Genomic DNA, 21070 nt, shown 5'->3' with positions numbered 1-21070 from the left:
CCCACACCGCAGGTAGGGGAACGCAAAATCGCACTAGGACCCCCCTTTTTTAAGCGATTTTGCGTCTCCTCGCGCTGCTAAGTTTTGCGGCCATGCGCTCTCGGGTAGTCGATCCAGATGACCATCGAAAACAAACTGAGAAACAAAGCCCAATATTGGGGCGGCCGGGCCAGAGAGACCGTCGGCCGGGTCACCGGAAACAGGCGTACCGAGTACGAAGGCCAGCGCGATCAGGTGAAGGCCAACCTGAAAGATGCCGGAGAGAAGGTGAGAGACGCTTTCTGGAGCTTGCTGCCCGGCCGACGCGCCAGGGTTCAAGATCGGCCGGTGCGGGGTAACCAACGCGCGTATCAATCGCGATTTCGCAGGAGCAGAGGAATCCCATGAGCGCGGAAGACAAGATCAAGAACAAGATCGACGACTTGGGCGGCAAGGCCAAGGAGGCCGTAGGCAAGGCCACCGGTGATGACCGCACCAGGGATGAAGGCCGGGGCGATCAGGCGAAGTCCAGCCTGAAGGACGCCGGTGAGAAAGTGAAGGACGCCTTCAGGAAATAGCGCTCCGCACAGTCAGCAAGTTGCCGGCATGTCCGGCGACTTGCTGTTTGTTTTTGAGGGAGCACCGATCCGGTTCGCGGATTGAGACCTGCGGCTTCGGGCAATCTAAAGCGTCATCGGGTCCGAATACCAAGTGAGCAAGACCGCACGATACGAAACGGTTGGAGATATGCACGTCGAAAAATTGGCAGAGACGCGCTGCGTGCGCCGGCTCGCGGCGGCCGGCGGTGGAGCCGCGATGGCGTTTGCTTTCGCACTGGGAGCGGTGCCCACGCCGGCCGCATCCGCGGATCCGTGTCCCGACGTCGAGGTGGTGTTCGCCCGTGGCTCCGGAGAGCCGCCTGGCGTCGGTGGCATCGGAGGATCTTTCGTCGAGCAGCTGCGCTCGAAGATCGGATCGAGGTCGCTCGGCGTTTATCCGGTCAACTACCCGGCCAGCACCGATTTCGGCAGCCCGGATTTCCCCCTGACCGTCATCGACGGGATTCGCGACGCCGGATCTCACATTCAGTCGATGGCAGCGAACTGTCCCCAAACCCGCGAGGTCCTCGGCGGATACTCCCAGGGCGCGGCAGTCGCGGGCTACGTCACGTCGGCCGCGGTTCCGCCGGGCGTGCCCGCGGCCGCGGTGCCCAGGCCGCTGGCGCCCGACATCGCAAATCACGTCGCCGCGGTCACGCTCTTCGGGACTCCGTCGGATCAATTCCTGTCACAGTACGGCGCACCGCCGATCGTCATCGGGCCGCTGTACCGGCCCAAGACCATCGAGCTGTGCGCCCCCGGTGACGGAATCTGCGGCCCCGGCGGCAGCGGCCCCAATGCCGAGCACACCCTCTACGCCGCCAACGGCATGACGGACCAGGCTGCGGACTTCGCCGCCAGTCACCTGTGAGGTTGGCCAGAGCTCCCCATAACATCGCATCATGCGTGTTCTGGTGACAGGTGGTACTGGATTTGTCGGCGGTTGGACCGCCAAGGCGATTGCTGATGCGGGCCACTCCGTTCGCTTCCTGGTGCGAACCCCGGCCAAGCTGCAGACGTCCGTCGCCAAGCTCGGCGTCGACGTGTCGGATTACGTCGTCGGCGACATCAAGGACCGCGACTCCGTCCGCAAGGCGTTGACCGGCTGCGACGCCGTCGTACACAGCGCCGCCCTGGTGGCAACCGACCCGCGGCAGACGCCGCAGATGCTGAGCACGAACATGCAGGGCGCCGGAAACGTCCTCGGGCAAGCCGTCCAACTCGGACTCGATCCGATCGTGCACGTGTCGAGCTTTACCGCGCTTTTCCATCCGGACTTGCAGACTCTGACCGCCGACCTGCCCGTCGTCGGCGGAACGGACGGCTACGGAATCTCCAAAGCGCAGGTCGAAATCTATGCCCGCGGATTGCAGGACGCCGGGGCGCCGGTGAACATCACCTATCCCGGCATGGTGCTCGGTCCGCCCGTCGGCGACCAATTCGGCGAGGCCGGCGAAGGTGTCAAGGCTGCGCTGCAAATTCACACCATTCCGGGCCGGGGCGCGGCGTGGCTGGTCATCGACGCTCGCGATGTGGCGGCGGTGCACGCGGCATTGCTGGAACCGGGACGCGGCCCGCGTCGCTATATGGTTGGCGGCCATCGGGTTCCGGTGGCCGAGCTGGCGAACATGCTCGGAAAGGTCGCGGGCACCCCGATAGTGAGCGTTCCGGTGCCCGACACCGTGCTGCGGGTGGCGGGTACGTTGTTGGACCTGGCGGGGCCGTATCTGCCTTTCGACAATCCGTTTACCGCGGCGGGCATGCAGTACTACACGCAGATGCCGGAGTCCGACGATTCGCCGAGTGAGCGGGATCTCGGCATCACCTATCGGGATCCGCGCACCACCCTGGCCGACACGGTCGCGGCGCTACGCGCACAAGCCGGTTAAGTTTCCCGGGCCGGACCATCGACGTCGTCGTCGGGTGGGGCGACCGGCGGAGGCGACGCAACGGGCGGCGCGTTCTTCAGCCAATCCTTCAGCCGGAACAGCTGGTTGATCACGATGCCGAGCGCCAGCAGCACCAGCGTCACCACGATGATTGCGGTGGTCACTCCTCCATGGTGGCAGGCCGGCGCGGCAAAGTCCGAAAAGGAACACGTGCTTGTGAGATTCTGTGCGGGTGTCCGCGTCTCCTGCGGCGAACGCGCCGTCGGGTGTAGTGACTTTCTTGTTCACCGACGTCGAGGGTTCGACTAGCCGGTGGGAGGCCGACGCCGACGGTATGCGGGCGGCGCTCGCAACGCATGACGAGGTATTGCGCAACGCGATCGAGGCGCACGGCGGCTGGCTGTTCAAGCACACGGGTGACGGGGTGTGCGCCGCGTTCGCCTCGGCCCGGTCTGCTGTCGATGCTGCGACGGCTGCGCAAAGAGCGCTTGAGCTGCCAGTCCGGATGGGGTTGGCCACCGGCGAAGCCGAGTTGCGGGGAGCTGACTACTTCGGTCCGGTGCTCAACCGGACCGCGCGGGTGATGGCTGCCGGGCACGGTGGTCAGGTGCTGCTGGCCGAGTCGACGGCCAGCCTGCTCAGCGGGGTGGATCTACGGGACTTGGGACGACGGCGGTTGCGAGATCTCCCTAGTCCGGTTGGGGTTTTCCAGCTGCAAGCACCGGGACTGGGGACGGATTTCCCACCGCTTCGGACGCTGGAGGTCAACGCGGGAAACCTCCGCCCGGCGGTAACCAGCTTCGTCGGCCGCGAGGCCGAGATCGCCGAGGTGCAGGCTGCGTTGCGGGCACATCGGTTGGTGACGCTGACCGGGGTAGGCGGGGTCGGCAAGACCCGTCTGGCAACCGAAGCCGCGGCACAGCTGTCCCATGAATTCCCGGACGGCATATGGCTTTTCGAGCTGGCCGCGGTCACCGATCCCGCGGCGGTGCCCGATGCGGTGGCCACGGAACTGGGTGTCACCCAGCGACCGGGCATGACAATGGCCGAAAGTGTGGCCGCCGCCCAGGAGGGCAGAATCCGGCTGTTGGTGTTCGACAACTGCGAGCACCTGCGCGACGCCGCTGCCGATTTGATCGAGACCGTGCTGGCGGTGTCACCGACCGTGCGGGTTCTGACGACCAGCCGGGAGGGGCTTGGGCTTGGCGATGAACAACTACGGCCGGTGCCCTCGCTGGACGTCGGCGCCGGTACCGACTCGGCCGCCGTCAAGCTGTACGTCGAACGGGCGGGCAACGTTTCGCCGCACTTCTCGCTGACCGATGCGAGCGACGCCGACGCAGCGGTCGAGATCTGCCGTCGTCTGGACGGAATCCCGTTGGCGATCGAACTGGCGGCCTCACGGATGGCGTCGATGACGCTGAACGAGGTGCGCGATCGCCTGGATCAACGGTTCCGGCTACTCGTCGGCTCACGGCGCGGGCTGGAACGCCATCAAACCTTGCACCATGCGGTGGCATGGTCTTACGACCAGCTTGGCGATGCCGAAAAGGCGCTGCTGGAACGGTGTTCGGTATTCGCCGGCGGATTTGACCTGCAAAGCGCTTGTGCGATCACAGGTTTCGCCGCTGCCGCCGATCTCCCAGATGACTTCGAAGTGCTCGATCTACTTGGCGCCCTCGTGCGTAAGTCGCTGCTTGTCGCCGACAGGTCGGCCGGGCGCACCAGGTTCTCGATGTTGGAGACGATTCGCCAATTCGCCGAGGAGCAACTGGTCGCCCGTGGCGAGGCAACCCAGGTTCGGAATGCCCATGCGCGCTACTTCGCCGGCCGCGAAACCGACATCCTGGCGCTATGGGACAGCCCTCGCCAGCGTGAAGCCTACGAATGGTTCACCACGGAACTGGCGAACCTGCGCACCGCGTTTCGGTGGGGCGCCGACCACAATGACCTCGACGTCACCGTGGCCATCGTCACTTACTCGGGGCTGTTCGGCTATCTGGTGGAGAACTACGAGCCGGTTGCCTGGGCTGAAGAGCTCATCGAGCCCGCCCGTGCCGTCCACCATCCCCGGCTGGCGACCCTATACGGGACTGCGGCGGTCTGCTGGGCGCTGGGACGGGTCGACCAGGCGATCGGCTACGCCGAGGCGAGCCTGCTCGCCAGGCGCAGCGACGCGGTGGCGTTTGGTCTCGACGGCTTGCCGGGTGGTGTGTACGTGTTGACGGGTCAGTACGAGCGGTGCTTCGAGTGGTACCGCGCTTATTTCAAAGCTGGCCGTGATGATCGCACACTCGCCCGCGACTGCATGATCTGCGCACTGGTCCTGGCAGGCCGCCACGATGAGGCGATGGCCGCCGCCGATGGCCTGATCGAAGCGGCGGAGGCTAGCGGAAACCCCTGGGAAATCTCGTACGCATTGCTGAGCCACGGCCTCGCCTTCGCGGACGCCGATCCTGTTGGCGCACTGGACGCCCTGCGCCGCGGCTGGGTGATCGCCCAAAACAGCGGTATCCGCTGCAACGAGTCATACCTGGCGGGCAACCTGGCCCGACTTGAGGCCCTGCACGGCGACCAGCTGGCGGCGTTGGACTATATCGCTGTGGCCATCGAGAATTATCGCCGGTCGGGCAATTTCCCGAGTATGAGTTTTCACCTGGCCCTCCTTGCAGCGCATCTGTACCGTCTCGGGCGCCACGCACCGGCGGCGACGCTGGCCGGCCATGCGGCCATCTCGCTCGTGGTGGGCGCGTGGCCTGAACTTAGGCCCGCCATTGCGGGCCTCCGCGAGGTCCTTGGCGACGAAACTTATGAATCACTCGCCCGCAGGGGTGAGACGATGAGCCACGCCGTCATCGCGACCTACGCATCCGACCAAATCGACGAAGCCCGAGCAGAACTCAAACGATGCGGAGCGGGCTCCTAGCTGTTCAGGCCACGTCACAGGGTCGTGACGTACCCGCCGTCGATGCGGTAGTCGGATCCGGTGATGTTCCCGGCGCGGTCACTGGCCAGGAAGACGATCAGGTCTGCGACTTCTTCAGGAGTGCTGAACCGGCCCGTGGGTGCGGCGCTTGCGAGCTCCGCCCTGACCTCGTCGGGCGTCTGGCCGTTGGCCGCGGCGAACACATCGGCCGGCCCGCCATGCTCCATCCATCGTCGGGTGGACACCGCACCCGGGCTGACCGAGTTGACACGAATGTTGTTCGGCGCCAATTCTTTTGACAATGCCTTCGCGATATTGGTGATGGCGGCCTTCGCGGCGCAGTAGTTATAGGTATCGGGGCCAGGAAGATACGCGCTGATCGAACCGACAAAGACGATCGAACCGCCGCCGCGCCTTTCTATCTGCGGCAGCGCCGCGCGAGTGGGCCGCACGGCGCCCAGCACATTCAGGTCCCAGGACGCTTGCCACTGATCGTCGGTGATGCTGGCGAATCCGTCCGGGTGAACCGTGGCACCGCCGACGTTGTTGACCAGAACGTCGATTCCGCCGCGGTCGGCCGCCGCGGCGATCAGCTCCTCGGCGGAATCGGGCTGAGCCAAATCCACTTGCACGAACGACACCTGACCGGCCTGCTGGAGCGCCGCCAGCCCCTCGCCACAGCTTCGCGCTCCGCCTACCACGTGCGCGCCGGCCTCGACGAAGGCCTTGGTGATCGCAAATCCGATGCCCTTGCTGGCGCCGGTGACGACGGCAATCTTGCCCGCTAGATGCAGATCCATTGGCACTCCTCCGCCACCCCGCTGGCACGACGCTACTACAGTCGAACCGCGATGAAAGCCGACTTCGTCAAGCGCCATCCGAGCGTGCCCGCGGGCTACTTCGAGTGGGAAGCCGCGGGACTGCATTGGCTTTCCGGCGTTGACGGCGGTGTGCCCTGCGCGCAGGTGATTTCGGTCGCCTCGGACAGCCTGACGTTGCGGCGCCTTGATTCGGTAACTCCCAACCGACAAGCGGCGTTCTTATTCGGCAGTCGATTGGCCGTTATGCACGACGCCGGTGCCGCGGGATTCGGCGCGGGCCCCGATGGCTGGGACGGGCCCGGGTTCTTCGGGCCGCTGTCCGAGCCACTGCCGCTTTCGTTGCGCCCGCATCAGCGGTGGGGCGAGTTTTACGCCGACGAGCGGCTGGCGCCGATGGCAGGGCGCGCTGCCGGGCGACTCGATGCGGCTACCCATGCTTTGATCGACTCCGTCGTAACACGTTGTCGTGCGGGCGATTTCGACGATGATGACCAGCCCGCTCGGTTGCACGGGGATTTGTGGGGCGGCAACGTGATGTGGACATCCGACGGGGTGGTGTTGATCGACCCGGCTGCGCACGGCGGTCACCGCGAGGCGGATCTGGCGATGCTTGCGTTGTTCGGTTGCCCGCACTACGCGGCCATCCTGGACGGCTACCAGCAAGTGCGGCCACTGAAGTCAGGCTGGCGCAACCGAATTGGACTACACCAGTTGTATCCGCTGCTGGCGCATGTGGTGTTGTTCGGCGGCGGGCATGCGGCGCGTACCCATGCCGTCGCGCGGGCTGTGCTGGCGCTGTGATGGACCAGTGCGCTATCGCCGACGCTATCGGATTCCGAACCCGTAGCATGCCCGCCTTCCCGGTGCGGGAGTGACGGCTGCGGCGAAATATCGCGAACGCCCTATCCGGGCACTCTGGCGGCGATCTGCTTCGCGATGTCGACCGCCGAGTTCTTCGGCTCGACGCTGCAGGTGTTGACGTCGATAATCACGTTGTTCTTCGCAGTCAGTGCCCGTCCGCAAGCCTTCCAGCCGGTGGCGGGAGGGTCCTGCAGAGTGGTGACGGTACTCAGCACACCGTCGGTGTTGGAAATCGCCTCGACAACCCACCGCGTCTTGGACTGGACGTGGGTGTACTCGCGGCAAGCCTGCCATTGCTGAGCGGCAGTGCTGAAGAATTCGCCGGCTTTCTTCGCGGTGGGAAACAGCACCACTGCCTGCTCGGCGAAATGGGTTAGATTGTTGCCGTCTTGGCGGTTCAGGGTCTGGTCACGCTCAGCCATAAAACCGCTGCTGGCATAGACCTGGGCCTGTGCCGCCCCGTCGATGGCTAAGCATTCCTTGGGACTCATCGTGGCGCTGTCGTCGGACATCGCGTCGCGGCTGTTGGTGACTTTCATGTCGGTTGCTCCCATGACGGCGTTGATTTGCTCAGGAGCAAGAAGAAACCCTTTCAACGCACCCTCTGTAACCGGAGGCGGGGCTTTTTTGGTGCTGGTAGGCGTTGAGCTCGAAGGCTTGTGGCTTTCACTGGGCTGACTGTGACAACCGGCGCCGCAAATGCAGAGACCGATAATAGTCAGCGCGGCAATCATTTTGCGCATGGCTGATCCTCATTCCCGCGCAGCCGGCATTCGTTAACACAACGGCGTACCCGGTTCGGGCTTGCGTCCATACCAGAATTATTGCGCGTCGAGGCCCACGTTTCCCTGAACCGGAAATTCGATTTACGAATCTGTGACGCGCGCGCCGCATCAAGTGCTACGGAGCCGGCTTGATCTCCAGTCCGACATGCACCTTGTCGATACCGCCGCGGATGATCGAGTGCGCATAGAACCACGGGGCGTGGTACCAATACCGTTTGAGCACGGCGTTGTACACCCGCCGGGTCTCGGACTTCGGCAGCACGCGCGCGACGGCTTCGACCTCTTCACTTTTCGGCTTGCCCAATGCCGCGCTCTTCGCGATCGTCACCCTGGGCGTGTTCTTGATCCGCTTGGTTTTCCACGACCCTTCGTCGGTGATCACCAGCAGTTTGTCGCCGTCGGGCACTCCCCAGATAGGTGTGGGCTTCGGACGGCCGTCCTGGGTGAAGGTGGTCAAAAGCAGATATTTGGACTTGATCACGTCGTCGAAACTCGCAGCCACGCTAGATCTCTTCCGGTCAGGGGGATTCGGCACAAGATACCCCGGCCGGCCGGTGCCCTAAACGTGTTGGGCAGCACGGCGTGGTTCGCAGCCCCGAAAGTGATTGGCGCACTTTTCCGCTCAGGTGTTGCGGCCGCCGTTTACGCCTAAAATTTGACCGGTGATATAGCCCGCTTCTTCGGATATGAAGAACGCGCATGCGGCGGCGATATCCTCGGGCCGGCCCACCCGCCGCACCGGGGTGCGCTTGATGTGGTCCTCCACGGTTCCGCCGAGCAGTTGTCGCCGCTCGGCGCTGCGCAGCATCGGCGTGTCGACAAATCCCGGTGGCACCGCATTGACCGTGATCCCGCACGGGCCGTATTCGAGCGCCAGTGACTTGGTCAGGCCGTTGACCGCGGATTTCGCCGCCACGTAGTGGGCCATGTACGGCTGGCCGGAATGGGTGCTGGACGACGAGATGTTGACGATGCGTCCCCATCCCGCCTCGACCATGTCCGGCAGCACCGCTTGAATGGTGTGGAAGACGCCGTTCAGGTTCACGTCGATCACCCTGGACCACTCGTCGAACGACAGGTGGGTGAACTTCTTGAAGCCTTCCATCCCGGCCGCGTTGACCAGCACCAGGATTGGGCCGAGTTCCGCGCGGACCGCCGACATCGTGGCGTCGACCTGTGCCGGGTCGGTCACGTCGGCGACATGGCCGAACCCGTCGTCGGTGGGTGACAGGTCGATGACGGCCACCCGAAAACCGTCGTCGCGCAGCCGTTCTGCGACCGCACGCCCGATTCCCGACGCGCCACCCGTCACGACAGCCGTCTTCACCCAACGCCGCCTTCCTGAGCGATCGCCCAACCGATTGGCTTCACATGCCTATCACCCGGTGTCGATGGTGGTCAAGGGCGCCTACCCAGCCTTGACCACTACCACGGGAGATGGAAGCATGAGGCTGCCCTATTTGGGCGATCGCTCAACGGCCGAGGGGAACTGAACATGCTTTACTCGACGGTCGTCTATGTCGAGCCGGAAATCTGACGGCATGACGGCTTCCCAACGGCCGAAGGCGCGCGACTCGAGCGCGCGCGACATGCTGGTCGACGCGACGAGCCAGATCATGGTCGAGGAGGGTTACGCCGCGGCGACCTCGCGCCGAGTCGCGGCCAAAGCCGGTGTCAAACCGGCTCTGGTGCACTACTACTTCCCGACGATGGACGAGTTGTATCTGGCCGTTTTCCGGCGCGGTGCCGCGGTCTACCTCGAGCGCCAGCGAGAAGCGTTCGCGTCGGACCGTCCACTGCACGCGTTCTGGGACACTCTTACCGAAGCGAAGGACACCCGGCTGTTGCTGGAGTTCATGGGTCTGGCCAACCACCGCAAGGAGATTCGCGCAGAGATCGCGGCCTGGTCCGAGCGCTGGCGCGAAATGCAGATCACCGCGCTGAACTTCATCGTTCGCGAACATGGTTTGGATGCAACCGAATTCCCGCCGGCGGGCTTGGCGGTCGTCATCGCCGCGATCGGCCGCACGCTCATCCTGGAGGAAGGGTTGGGCACGTCGAGAGGCCACGACGAGGCCGTCACGCTGGTGCGCCGCTTCCTCGACCGATTCGAAATGCCGACTCCCAAAGCGCGCCGCAGCTCGGACTGAGCCTTAGCTTCCGCTCGCAGATCGTTCGGCATTTCGCCGAACGTGTTCTGAGGGCGATAATTTGGCCGAAGAGTCGCCCTCAGAGCACGCTCGGCGCGCATGTCCAGCGAGTTCATTTCAGGGCAGCACGACCCGCAGCCGCTCCCAGCCGCGGACCGTGGACGTCGGCGCCAGTTTCGCGGTGTCGTAATCGATCCCCCACTCGGGCCACCGGTTGAGCATTTCGTCGAGTGCCACGCGCCCTTCCAGGCGGGCCAGGTTAGCGCCCAGGCAGTAGTGCACGCCCTTGCCGAAGGTGATGTGCGAGATGTTGTCGCGGTGGATGTTGAACGTGTCTGGATCTGTGTAGCGGCGAGGATCCCGATTGGCGGCGCCGAAGAGCAACAGCATGGCGCTACCCGCGGGAACGGTCCTGCCGTAGCACTCGAAATCCTTTGCCATCCAACGCGCGACATGAGGTCCGGTGGGCTCGAACCGCAGCGTCTCGTCCACGGCGCGATTCAGCAGCGACCGATCCTGATAGATTTCGCGCCGCTGATCGGGATGCTCGGCGAGCACCTTCGCCAACCAGCCGATCAGCCGGCCCGTCGTCTCGTTGCCCGCACCGGCCACCACTTGGGTGTAGTGCAGCACCTCCTTGCGGGTCAGCTTGCGGTGTACACCCTGGTCGTCTTCGAATTCGACGTTGAGCAACTGCGTCATCAGGTCGTCGGACGGGTTCTTGGACCGCCATTCGACGTAGTCGGCGTAGATCCGGCCGTCGGCAATGGAGTCCGCGTCGGCTACCTTGAGCGGCGCGCCGGGCTTGGTGCGCAGGTTGGCGTCATTGGCGTCGCGCACCGAAATCTGTTCTGACTCAGGTATTCCCAACAGCATCCCGATCACCCGCATCGGCATCATCGATGCCAGCTCGGCGATGATGTCGAAGCTGTCGGAGCCGACCAGCGGATCCAGGCACCGGATGCAGTAGGCACGGATCTGGTCCTCGATCGCGGCCATCCGGCGCGGCGTGAACACCCGCGACATCAACCCGCGCAGCGTCGTGTGTTCGGGCGGATCCTGGAACATCATCACGCCACCGGGCATGTCGAACTTCGACTTGATCAGCTCGAGGATGTCGCTGCGACGATTGGAAAAGACCTGCCAGTTGGCCAATGCCTGCTCGACGTCGGAATGCCTTGATATCGCCCAGAAGTCGTAGCGCTCGTTGTAATAGATCGGCGCCTCTTCGCGTAGTCGCCCGTAGACGGGGTACGGGTCGGCGATGATGTCGGTGTCGTAGGGGTCGTAGTAGACGTCCGTGTCGTTTGCGGTGTCGTTCAATGTCATCGATGCTTCCTTTACTTCAGACAACTGCCGGCATCCACTGGCAGCGCGACGCCGGTGATGTACCGCGCTTCGTCGGACGCCAGAAACAACACCGCGTTGCTGATGTCTTCAGCGGTCACCCACGGAATCGGCAGGTAGTGAAAGGTCTGGCACACCGGCGCGAGATCGTCGGGGCCGGGGTTGTCCAACTCGGGACGAAAGCCGCGGTAGGTCTGCTCGTTCATCAACAACGGCGTGTTCACGTGAGTCGGCAGAACGGCGTTGACCCTGATCATACGGTGGCCCAATTCGACTGCGAAAGAACGCATCAGGCCGATTACGCCATGCTTTGCGGCCACATAATGGCCCATGTGCGAATACGCCTTGGCTCCGGCGACCGACGAGGTCAGCACGATCGATCCGCCGCGATTCCCCGCCAGGATGTGCGGGACGCCGGCTTTCACGGTCTTCCAAACCCCAGTCAGATTGACGTCGATCATCTCCTGCCAGAGCGCCTCGTCGGTCTTGTGCAGCTTTCCGGCGGCGGTACCGATGCCGGCGTTCGCCACGATAACGTCAAGTCGGCCAAGCTGTTCGACACCGCTGTCGACGGCTGCCTGCAGGGCGGGAGAATCACGGACGTCGACTTCGGCGGTGACGACGCGGCCGCCCGCGTCCTTGACCATTCCCGCGGTGACGGCCAGGTCTTCCGGCGTCGCGCCCTCTGCGGGCGAAGCGTCGAATCCCCGGCAGATGTCGACGGCGATGATGTCGGCGCCCTCCTGCGCAAGCCGGACCGCGTGACTCCTGCCCTGCCCGCGCGCAGCACCGGTCACGAACGCGACCTTGCCCTCTATCCGGCCCGGCATGCGACCTCCAGTGCTCGAGTTTTGGGCGATCGCCCAAATGTGTGGCTTGGCCATGTCTAGCAGCACGCCGGCGAGGTCGTCAAGATAGTTAGCGCGAGCAGACGCAAAGTCGCCCATTTTCGTGCCGAAATGGGCAATTTTGCGTCTGCTCGCCAGGCCGTCAGGCGTGGCGGGAGGCTTCCCGCACCAGCTGCACTCGCGACGTCAGGCCCAGCTTCGAGTACACGTGCGTGAGGTGGGACTGCACCGTGCGCGGCGAGACGAAAAGCCGGGTGGCGATGTCGCCGTTGCCAAGTCCCTCGCTGACCAGGCGCACCACGTCGCGTTCGGTCGGTGTGAGGGATTCCCAGCCGCTGGTTGGGCGTTTGCGTTCGCCACGACCACGCCGAGCATAGGCAACTGCCTCCTCGGTGGACAGCGCGGCTCCCTCGGCCCAGGCCGCTTCAAAGTCCGCATCGCCCATCGCATTTCGCAGCGCAGCGACAGACTCGTCATAGTCAGCTTCCCAAACCTTGAGCCGCCCGATGTCCATGCGTTGCCGCAGAGCGGCCGCTGCACCGAAGAGTCGTCCCGCTTCCCGATGGCTGCCACTGCGCTCGGCCAAGGTGGCCGCGCATTCGAGGATGTCGGCAATGCCCACATAGGGAAAGCCTTCCGGGAGGGTCGCCAAAGCCTCATGGACGTCGCGCTCAGCCTGCTCTGGCTCATTTTGCGCCATTGCCACGCGGGCGCGCGTCACCAGTGAAAGCATCAACGGGATCCGACTCGGTGCCGACTCGACCGCGTCGTCGGCCCAGCCTCTGGCAGCGACCGGATCTCCACTGGCCAAGATGGCCTGCGCAATGAGGGGCCGCGGGTGCGCGGCATACGCCGGAAGCACCCGCGCGTGCTGCCAGGCCGCCGCGGTGGCCTCCAGCGCGGTCCCGACATCGCCCGCCGCCAGGGCCGCAAATCCCAACGCGGAGTAACAAATGCTTGAGACGAGAGGGCCAAATTCAGTCCCTGACTCGAGGCTCACCTCAGCTGCGGCTAGGGCCGCCTCTCCGTCACCTCGCCAAGCCAATGCGGTGGCTTGGTGCGCAAGGTTCCCCCAGGCAAGAATCCCGTCATGGGCGGCCGCAGCCTCGGCGGCCACCGCGCGGAATTGCGTGAGCGCTCCAGCGATATCGCTTTCGAGCATTTGTGCCAGACCGAGGCAGGTACGGCAGTGACGCGAGTTGAACGCGTCACCGATTGATGCAGCGAGATCGCGTCCCTCCTCGGCGGCCACGCGCGCAGGGATGGAGTCACCGAAAAGCAACGCCGCGTGCGCCCGCCAGCCCAGGATTTGACTGAGCAACCATTTGTCGTCCGAGTGGCGCGCGAGTTCGATCGCTTCGGCGAAGTACTGCCCTGGCAGTTCAGCGTTGTGGGCAGCGGTCAGGCCACAGGCGGTCAGTGCTCTCACCAGCACGGCCGCGTCCCCAATGTCGCGTGCAACTGCCAGGGCTTGTTGCGCCTGATTCACGTTCGGAGCGCCGATCCCGGAGTCGAGCAACGCTTTGTCGGATAACGCTCGGGCGAGGACCGCTGCCGGCAGGTCGGGATCCTGTGCAACGTCATCGGTGAGGACCGCGGCAAACCATGCGAACCCTTCCAGGACGCGACCCCGAGCGAACCACAGCGGCAGAAGCGACGACGCCAGCGTCAACGCCAGCTCGATGTCGGAGTTTTCTCGGCACCAGTCAAACGCAGCTCGCAGATTGTCGAATTCCATTTCGGCACGCTCGACATGCCGCTCATAGTCGCTACCTGCCGGCGCGTCGACCGCGGCCGCCACCGAAATGTAGAAGTCACGGTGCCGAGAGCGCACAGCATCCGCCTCGCCGGGCTCGCTGAGCTTTTCCAGCGCGTACTGGCGCACCGTCTCCAGCAGCCGGTAACGGGTTCGGTCCCCGCTGTCGTCCGCGACGACCAGCGACTTGTCGACCAGCAGGCTGAGCTGATCGAGCACCTGGTAGCGCTCGACGTCACTAGAGCCCGAAACGGCTTGGGCGGCTTCGAGGTCGAACCCGCCGAGAAATACCGCCAGACGACGAAACAGCACGCGTTCGGAAGCGGTCAACAACGCGTGTGACCAATCGACCGACGCACGCAACGTCTGCTGACGGCGGACCGCCGTGCGCGCCCCACCGGTCAGCAACCGGAAGCGGTCGTGCAAGGTGTCGACGATCTCGGTCAGCGACAACGCGCGCACCCGCGCCGCGGCGAGTTCGATCGCCAGCGGCAATCCGTCCAGCCGCCGGCAGATTTCAGCGACCGCCGCGGCATTGTCGTCGGTGACTGCAAAATCCGGCCGGGCGCGTCGGGCACGGTCGGTGAACAGTTCGACGGCTTCGTCGGCCAGCGACAGCGACGGCACCCGCCAGCCGACCTCGCCGGCCACGCCGATCGGTTCGCGGCTCGTCGCCAACAAGGTCAAGCCGTCGGCACCAAGCAGAGCCATGATCAGCTCCGCGCTCGCATCCAAGAGATGCTCGCAATTGTCCAGGACCACCAGCATCTGCCGGTCGGCAACGAACCGCAGGATCGTGTCCATCGTCGAGCGGCCCGGCTGGTCAGGCAGACCCAGCGCACGCGCCACCGCGATCGGCACGACGTCGGGATCGGTAACCGGTGCCAGGTCGACGTACCAGACGCCGTCAGCGAACTCGCCGGCCAGTTGCGTGGCGATCTGCACCGCGAGCCGGGTCTTGCCCACCCCGCCGGCGCCGGTCAGTGTGACCAGTCGGTTGTGGGCCAACAGTTCCTGTACCTCGGTCAGCTGCGAGTCGCGGCCGACAAAACTCGTTAGCTGAACCGGAAGACGCTGGGAAACAACGGCTTTGGGGTCGCGCAGCGGCGGAAACTCATTGACCAGATCGGGATGACACAGCTGCATCACCCGTTCGGGACGAGGCAGATCACGCAGCGGATGAGTGCCCAGATCGATCAGCCATGCGCCGGCCGGAAGTCGGTCGACCACCAATTGCTCTGTCGCACCGGATAATAAGGTCTGGCCGCCGTGTCCCAGATCGCGCAGCCGCGCTGTGCGGTTGATCGTCGGCCCGACGTAGTTGCCTTCGTCGCGCAGCTGTATCTCGCCGGAATGGACGCCGATGCGCAGCCGGATCGGCGCCAACGGGGCGCGCTGCAGCTCCAGCGCGGCGGCTACCGCATCCGAGGCACGGGTGAACGCCACCACGAAGCTGTCGCCCTCGCCCTGCTCGACCGGTCGCACCCCGTCATGCCTGGCGATGATCTGCGACACGGTCTCGTTCAAACGGGCGATGGCTGCGGTCATCTCGTCGGGCTGGGTTTCCCACAGCCGCGTCGAGCCTTCGACATCGGCCAGCAGCAACGTGACCGTGCCCGTAGGCAAAAGGCCGCTCACGTCAACTTCGCTCCAGTCCACCGGCGACAGGTCCGCGCGTCGATCGATCTGGCTCATGTTAGCCAGCATGCGTCGCCGCGGGCGGCAAAACATCAGCGGATACGCGGAGATCCTCGTCGATCGGGGGCGGAGATTTCCGACCGCGAGCGCGTCAAAGTCAACGCTGATTCACGTTGTTGTTGCGGCCGGACTTGGTGACCTTCGGCGAGCCGGTGTGGTAGGTCACCGTGTTGTTGTAGCTGTAACCCGCAAACTCGACGGTGTCGACGCTGTCGCACTGCACCTGATTGTCATACAACGAAACCGTCAAGCTGCCGCAGCGACCGGTGACGGCAACCCGGCTGCCGTAATTGGTGATTGCGATGCCGTCGATGCTGTCGGCCTGCACCCGATTGCCGTAGGCGGAGAGCGTCAGGCTGGCACAGTGCCCGCGAGTGGTGAACGTGTTGCCGTAGCCCGCGAAACTCAGCTTGCCGTCATTGCACGCGTTTTCGGTGACCGCGTTGCCATAGCCGGATACCTCGATGCGGTCGGCGTTGTCGACGTTCACGTGAGTGTCGAAGCCGCGCAACTGGAGGCTGACGCAGTGGCCGGTGACGTTGACGGTGCTGTTATTGGCATTCAGCGTCAGGTTCCCGTCGTTGCAGGCGATCGTGTCGTTGGCTCCGTTGCCGCCGAGGCTGAAGGTGGCGCCGTGCTCGAGGGTGATCGGGACGTCGCTGGTCGCTCCGCCGCGGTTGAGGTTGGCGGTCGTATTGCGCACCGAAGTGATCCCCCAGACAACTGCCGTCGCGATCGGCACCAGAATCGCCAGGACGAAGAAAGCAAGCACTGGCCAGCGCAATCCAGTCCGGCGCGGCGGTGACGTGAAGCCGGCGTCGTAAAACGGACCACCGGTGGGCGGCATCGGGCCGCCGAACCCGCTTTCCAGCTCGCGGATCCGTTTCTCGGGGTCGTCGTCCTTCATTCGCGACATGGTCCCACAGCAAGCCGAAGCGCGCGTCTATCTCGGCGGCTTCGCGACGGAGATGAGCCGGCTCACCCCAGGGCTTGCGCTCCCGCTTCGCGATAGGACGAACCGAACCGCGGCACAACGTCGAAGCCGCTCCTGGAGACGGCCGTGACGGCGCGTCGCAGCGGCAGGATAAGCAGTGAAAAGAGGGCCATGTCGACGACGATCGGTGTGACAAGCCGATTGTGCACGAACGCGAAAGAGCTCTTGGTGGCCGGATCGGCCCATCCGATAGTCCCGCCCAGACCGGCATGGCCGTATCCACGCAACAGCCCGGGCACCGGTGACCCGTGGTAGCCGAGATGAAATGACATGGGAAACACCAGGTTGAGGTCGGGCCGCAGACTGATCTTGCCCAGCAGGCCGTCCGCCAATTCCGAAGACAGGAACTGAGTTCCGTCGATTCGCCCCCCGTTGGCCAGGGCCCCGTACATCTTCGCCAGCGCGCGGGCGGTCACCACCGCATTCACCGAGGGGATCTCGCTGTCGAGGAAGGGGATGTCGCCCTGCACCAGCGAGGTGATGCCCGGGACGTACATTGCGCCCAAGCCACCGGCTATCGGCGCCTCGGCAAGCCTCGGCGCCAAGCGATCGATAAGCGGGTTGGCCCGGGTGTTTTGCGGAAACATGATCTGCGCGACTTTGGTTGGCGCATCCTTCGGTGGCCGCCCGAGGTGCAGACCGTCGGTGTCGAGTGGTTCTGCAATCTCGCGACGGAACAACTCGCGCATGCCCATACCGGTGATGGCCCGGGCCAGACCGGAGACCAGCCAGCCGTAGGTGAACGCGTGATACGCAGCGCGTCCGGCGTAGCGATCGACGGGCGCGGCCGCGATCCGCTGCTCCATCGAGCGGTGATCCAACAGCTCGTCCCTGGTGACCCGCTGCAGGTGCGACAGCCCAGCCCGGTGACGAAGCATGTCGCGGACGGTGATGTCCGCCTTGCCGTTGGCACCGAACTCCGGCCAATACCGTGCCACCGGCTCGTCATAAGACAGCAACCCCCGATCCACGAGCCTGTGCAGGACCGTCGCGGCCACGCCCTTGCTTGCGGAGAAGACCATGGCCCCGGTGTCCGCCGTCCAGGGCACCTCGCCGTGCCGATCGGACCAGCCTGTCCACACGTCGACGACGGGTTCGCCCTCGACGTACACCGACAGCGACCCGCCGCCGAACCGGGGATCGCAGAACAGCTTGGCGAAGGTTTGGACGGCGCAGGAGAACCGCGGGTCAGCCGCACCCTGCACGTGCTTCGGCAAGCCGTTTCCGGCATTAAGAAGCGATTGTCGTGTCATGGCATGATGCTGTAGCGACGCAGAGACATGAGAACCATATTATCAGTCATGGATAAGCGCATTCTCCGCGCCCGGCAACACACCAGTCAGCGGCCGCCTGAACCCGCCGATGCCGTCTCGGAGCCCTCGAGGTCGGCGCGGATGGCTTCTTGCGCCTCCGGGGGCAGTGAGTGCAGGATCTGGCGCACCCGGGCCCTCCTACGCTCGACGGCCTTGCGCACCGGCATCCCCGGCGTTGCGACGACCTGCGGTGGCACGCCCTCGATGTCCTCGACACCACCGGCGTGCTGACCGGCATCCACCATGGCCTGCTCTTCGGCCATCGTCGCCTCGTCCTTTTCCTCCGACATACCGATCGGGCCGATCCGGCGGCCGTTGAGGAACTGCCCGACAACTGGTTCGTCGCTGGTCAGCAGCACTTCGCGAGGACCGAACATCACCAGGTGCTTGCGGAACAGCATGCCGATGTTGTCCGGAACGGTGCGCGCGACGTTGATGTTGTGCGTCACGATCAGGATCGTGGCGTCGATCTGCGCGTTGATGTCGATGAGCAGCTGGCACAGGTAGGCGGTGCGTACCGGGTCCAAGCCGGAGTCAGGCTCGTCGCACAGGATGATCTGCGGGTCGAGCACCAGTGAGCGGGCCAGCCCGGCGCGCTTCTTCATACCACCGGAGATCTCCCCCGGGTACTTCTTTTCGTCGCCCTGCAAGCCCACCAGCGCGAGCTTCTCCATGACAATGTCGCGGATTTCGCTTTCCTTCTTCTTGGTGTGCTCGCGCAGCGGGAAGGCGGTGTTGTCGTACAGCGTCATCGAGCCGAACAGCGCACCGTCCTGGAACATGACTCCGAACAGCCTGCGGATTTCGTACAGCTCTTTGGCTGACGCCTCGATGATGTCGACTCCGTCGACGATGATGCTGCCGCGTTCTGGGCGCAACAGCCCGATCAATGACTTCAAGAACACCGACTTGCCGGTCCCCGACGGGCCTATGAGTCCGCTCACCTCGCCCGCCGGGATGTTCATGGTGACGTTTTCCCAGACGCGGGTAGGGCCGAAGGATTTGGTCAGGCCTGCTACTTCTATTCCAATGCCCACTTGTGCTCCCCTAGTTGGTCGTGCGTGCGGCTGCAGCCCCGAAAGGCTATAGGTCTGGGATAACCGCTTAACTGATTCGCAATCGCGCTGAGGCGGATCTCTTGACCGACAGCCCGGAATCGTCGGGGGTCGAAGCGCACGCGACGTCATGCCGATCGCGAAAAAACGCAAGGAATTTGCAAGATTTTCAGCGCAGAATGAGCGTTGTCGGCCGCCGCGACCGACTGCATCGGGATGCACCCCTCCCGCGAAGGGAACTCAGTTGAACACCACCCAGACGCTGAAGCGGACCATTGGCCGGCGGGTGGCGTCGCGGCTGCGGTTTGGGGTTGACGACGGGTACCGCCCGAACCCCGTCTTCCGCTAGCCCAGATTCCCTTCCGATCACCGGTGCGTGCGCCGACAACACCTAAACCACTTCGTCACTGGCGACCAAACGCCTTTGGCGAACGGGCTACGAAAAATCCAATAGATAAGGAGAACAACAAATGCTCGGTTACCGAGTGCCGAACCCCGATCAGGCCATGCTGATTTCGGGCGGCAAGCAAAAGACCGAAGGCGCGCAGTTCAAGGTGGTGATCGGGCACGGCGCATGGGTACTGCCGGGCTTCCGCAAGGTGCGCTTTCTGGGCCTGGACCTGCACAAGGTGGAGATCGAGGAGACGTGCCGCAGTACCGAGGGAATTCTGCTCAACCTCAAGGCGGTCGTGGCTTTCAAGGTTCAGTCCGACATTCCCGCCGTCAACGCCGCTGCTCAACGATTTCTCGGTGAGCAGCGAAAGGGCGAGATGGAGGACATGACCCGCAACATCTTCGCCGGGCACCTGCGCTCCATCGTCGGGGCCATGAAAGTGGTCGACATCCACCGCAACCGCGACGCGCTGGCCGAGGAGATTCTCAAGCAGTCCCAATTCGAGATGAGCAAGCTCGGTCTCACGGTGGACTCGCTGCAGATCGAGCACTTCGACGACGCCGGCTCCGGCTACCTGGACAACCTTGCGGCCCCTCACCTTGCCGAGGCGGCCAAGGAAGCTGCCATTGCCGCTGCTCGCGCCGATCAAGAATCGGCCCAGGCCCGACAAGAAGCCGAGCGCAAGAAGAACGACCAGATCCGCGAGACCCAACTCAAGCAGGCCGCGATCAAGGCCGAAGTCGACAAGGCCAACGCCGAGGCGGCCGCCGCCGGCCAATTGGCGGAGGCCGACGTGGAGCGGCAGGTGCTGGAGCGCCGCCAAGCGGTCGCCGACACCAACGCGGCGCTACGTGAGCGTGAGCTGATCGCCGAGCAGATCAAGCCCGCCGAGGCGCAGGCCCGACGGCTGCGCATCGAGGCAGACGCCCAGACCAGTGCGGCCGAAGCCGCCGCCAACCGGGCCGGGTTCGAGGCCGAAGCCGCCGCGACTCGCGAGGTGAAGCAGGCCCAGGCTGCTGCGGCAAAGGTGAAAGTCGAGGCCGAGGCCCAACGTGATGCCGCAGCGTTCAAAGCTGAGGCCACCCGCGCCGAGGGTGAAGCCAAAGCCGCTGCCCGACGGGCCGAGGGTGAGGCTGAAGCCGTCGCAAAGCAAGCCTACGAACTGGCCGAGGCCGCCGGTGCGCTGAAAAAGGCCGAGGCGCTGGCCGCCAACAACAATGCGCAGATCGAGGCGAAGCGGGTCGAGGTCATGCCTGCCATCGCCCGCGAGTTGGCCCAGGGTCTGGGGCTGCAGCATGCCAACCTCAACATCCTCAACGGGGGTGCGGGGCTGGCCGAACTGGTCGGTGCGCTGGGCCCGATCTACCAGATGGTCACCAACATGTTCGCGACCAAGCCGCAGGACGGCAGCGACAACGGGAAGGCCAACGGCCTAGACATCTCACAGGCGTTCACGGCGGTCGAGGAAGTCGACAAGGTGCTGAAGAAGGACGGCGTGGCGAACTCGTGACGGGCGAGCCGGGGGGGGGGGGGGGGGGGGCCCCCCCCCCCCCGGGGGGGGGGCCGGGGGGCGGGGGGGGGGGGGGGGCCCAGCGGGGGGGGCGCAACGGGGGGGTGGGGGGGGGCGCGGGGGGGGGGGGGGGGGGGGCGCGGGG

19 protein-coding genes are annotated in these 21070 nt (G+C 64.8%); 8 read left to right on the top strand and 11 right to left on the bottom strand.

Annotation, left to right across the window (positions count from 1 at the left end; all coding sequences use genetic code 11):
• Nucleotides 1–117 precede the first annotated feature (117 nt).
• The 4 genes from A9W99_RS27700 to A9W99_RS06060 all read left to right on the top strand — a co-directional run bounded on the left by A9W99_RS27700 (nt 118) and on the right by A9W99_RS06060 (nt 2467).
• Nucleotides 118–387, top strand: a complete 270-nt coding sequence (locus A9W99_RS27700; protein ID WP_067374849.1) for a CsbD family protein — start codon at nt 118–120, stop codon at nt 385–387.
• Complete coding sequence (locus tag A9W99_RS06070) at nt 384–557, top strand: CsbD family protein (RefSeq protein ID WP_067374848.1); 174 nt, start codon at nt 384–386, stop codon at nt 555–557. Before A9W99_RS27700 ends, A9W99_RS06070 begins: the two co-directional genes overlap by 4 nt.
• A 238-nt stretch (nt 558–795) precedes the next feature.
• On the top strand, nt 796–1449 hold the full coding sequence (locus A9W99_RS06065) for a cutinase family protein (protein ID WP_067374945.1): 654 nt from the start codon (nt 796–798) through the stop codon (nt 1447–1449).
• Nucleotides 1450–1480: 31 nt separating this feature from the next.
• Complete coding sequence (locus tag A9W99_RS06060) at nt 1481–2467, top strand: SDR family NAD(P)-dependent oxidoreductase (RefSeq protein ID WP_067374846.1); 987 nt, start codon at nt 1481–1483, stop codon at nt 2465–2467.
• Here the strand turns inward: A9W99_RS06060 and A9W99_RS26435 are convergent.
• A complete protein-coding gene (locus tag A9W99_RS26435; RefSeq protein ID WP_156622971.1) occupies nt 2464–2631 on the bottom strand; it encodes a hypothetical protein in 168 nt (55 codons plus the stop codon). The genes A9W99_RS06060 and A9W99_RS26435 overlap by 4 nt on opposite strands.
• A 62-nt stretch (nt 2632–2693) precedes the next feature.
• Here A9W99_RS26435 and A9W99_RS06055 point away from each other — a divergent pair, with 62 nt between their 5' ends.
• Entirely contained in the window at nt 2694–5393 is a 2700-nt protein-coding gene (locus A9W99_RS06055; protein WP_067374844.1) for an AAA family ATPase, read from the top strand.
• 14 nt (nt 5394–5407) lie between these two features.
• Here A9W99_RS06055 and A9W99_RS06050 read toward each other — a convergent pair whose 3' ends face one another.
• Nucleotides 5408–6193, bottom strand: coding sequence for an SDR family NAD(P)-dependent oxidoreductase (locus A9W99_RS06050; protein WP_067374842.1), 786 nt, complete (start codon nt 6191–6193; stop codon nt 5408–5410).
• Here A9W99_RS06050 and A9W99_RS06045 point away from each other — a divergent pair.
• Complete coding sequence (locus A9W99_RS06045) at nt 6182–7015, top strand: fructosamine kinase family protein (protein ID WP_082929855.1); 834 nt, start codon at nt 6182–6184, stop codon at nt 7013–7015. The genes A9W99_RS06050 and A9W99_RS06045 overlap by 12 nt on opposite strands.
• Before the next feature lie 101 nt (nt 7016–7116).
• Here the strand turns inward: A9W99_RS06045 and A9W99_RS06040 are convergent, their stop codons facing one another.
• The 3 genes from A9W99_RS06040 to A9W99_RS06030 form a co-directional block, all read right to left on the bottom strand.
• Complete coding sequence (locus A9W99_RS06040; protein WP_067374840.1) at nt 7117–7818, bottom strand: sensor domain-containing protein; 702 nt, start codon at nt 7816–7818, stop codon at nt 7117–7119.
• 157 nt (nt 7819–7975) lie between these two features.
• Nucleotides 7976–8362 (bottom strand): PPOX class F420-dependent oxidoreductase, encoded by a 387-nt coding sequence (locus tag A9W99_RS06035; protein ID WP_067374837.1) that lies wholly within the window; start codon nt 8360–8362, stop codon nt 7976–7978.
• A gap of 120 nt (nt 8363–8482) precedes the next feature.
• On the bottom strand, nt 8483–9187 hold the full coding sequence (locus A9W99_RS06030; RefSeq protein WP_067374835.1) for an SDR family NAD(P)-dependent oxidoreductase: 705 nt from the start codon (nt 9185–9187) through the stop codon (nt 8483–8485).
• Nucleotides 9188–9401: 214 nt separating this feature from the next.
• Here A9W99_RS06030 and A9W99_RS06025 point away from each other — a divergent pair, with 214 nt between their 5' ends.
• A complete protein-coding gene (locus tag A9W99_RS06025; protein WP_067374831.1) occupies nt 9402–10010 on the top strand; it encodes a TetR/AcrR family transcriptional regulator in 609 nt (202 codons plus the stop codon).
• A gap of 117 nt (nt 10011–10127) precedes the next feature.
• On the opposite strand, the gene A9W99_RS06020 is transcribed toward A9W99_RS06025, so the two are convergent.
• The 6 genes from A9W99_RS06020 to A9W99_RS05995 form a co-directional block, all read right to left on the bottom strand.
• Nucleotides 10128–11339 (bottom strand): cytochrome P450, encoded by a 1212-nt coding sequence (locus A9W99_RS06020; protein ID WP_067374829.1) that lies wholly within the window; start codon nt 11337–11339, stop codon nt 10128–10130.
• A gap of 11 nt (nt 11340–11350) precedes the next feature.
• On the bottom strand, nt 11351–12187 hold the full coding sequence (locus A9W99_RS06015; protein ID WP_067374941.1) for a mycofactocin-coupled SDR family oxidoreductase: 837 nt from the start codon (nt 12185–12187) through the stop codon (nt 11351–11353).
• A 160-nt stretch (nt 12188–12347) separates the two neighbouring features.
• The gene (locus A9W99_RS06010; RefSeq protein ID WP_067374939.1) at nt 12348–15599 is read right to left on the bottom strand and encodes a LuxR C-terminal-related transcriptional regulator; all 3252 of its coding nucleotides are present in this window, start codon (nt 15597–15599) and stop codon (nt 12348–12350) included.
• Nucleotides 15600–15756: 157 nt separating this feature from the next.
• A complete protein-coding gene (locus tag A9W99_RS06005) occupies nt 15757–16566 on the bottom strand; it encodes a DUF3060 domain-containing protein (protein ID WP_067374827.1) in 810 nt (269 codons plus the stop codon).
• 71 nt (nt 16567–16637) lie between these two features.
• Nucleotides 16638–17906 (bottom strand): serine hydrolase domain-containing protein, encoded by a 1269-nt coding sequence (locus A9W99_RS06000; RefSeq protein ID WP_067374824.1) that lies wholly within the window; start codon nt 17904–17906, stop codon nt 16638–16640.
• 86 nt (nt 17907–17992) lie between these two features.
• Nucleotides 17993–19003 (bottom strand): ABC transporter ATP-binding protein, encoded by a 1011-nt coding sequence (locus tag A9W99_RS05995; RefSeq protein ID WP_067374822.1) that lies wholly within the window; start codon nt 19001–19003, stop codon nt 17993–17995.
• Between the two features lie 488 nt (nt 19004–19491).
• Here A9W99_RS05995 and A9W99_RS05990 point away from each other — a divergent pair, with 488 nt between their 5' ends.
• Nucleotides 19492–20925: a flotillin family protein gene (locus A9W99_RS05990; protein WP_067374820.1), complete on the top strand. Its 1434-nt coding sequence runs from the start codon at nt 19492–19494 to the stop codon at nt 20923–20925.
• Nucleotides 20926–21070: the final 145 nt, after the last annotated feature.

The organism is Mycobacterium sp. 1164966.3, assembly GCF_001665395.1.
In the GTDB taxonomy this organism is placed as follows: Bacteria; Actinomycetota; Actinomycetes; order Mycobacteriales; family Mycobacteriaceae; genus Mycobacterium.
This window is presented reverse-complemented; position numbering and strand designations above follow the sequence as displayed.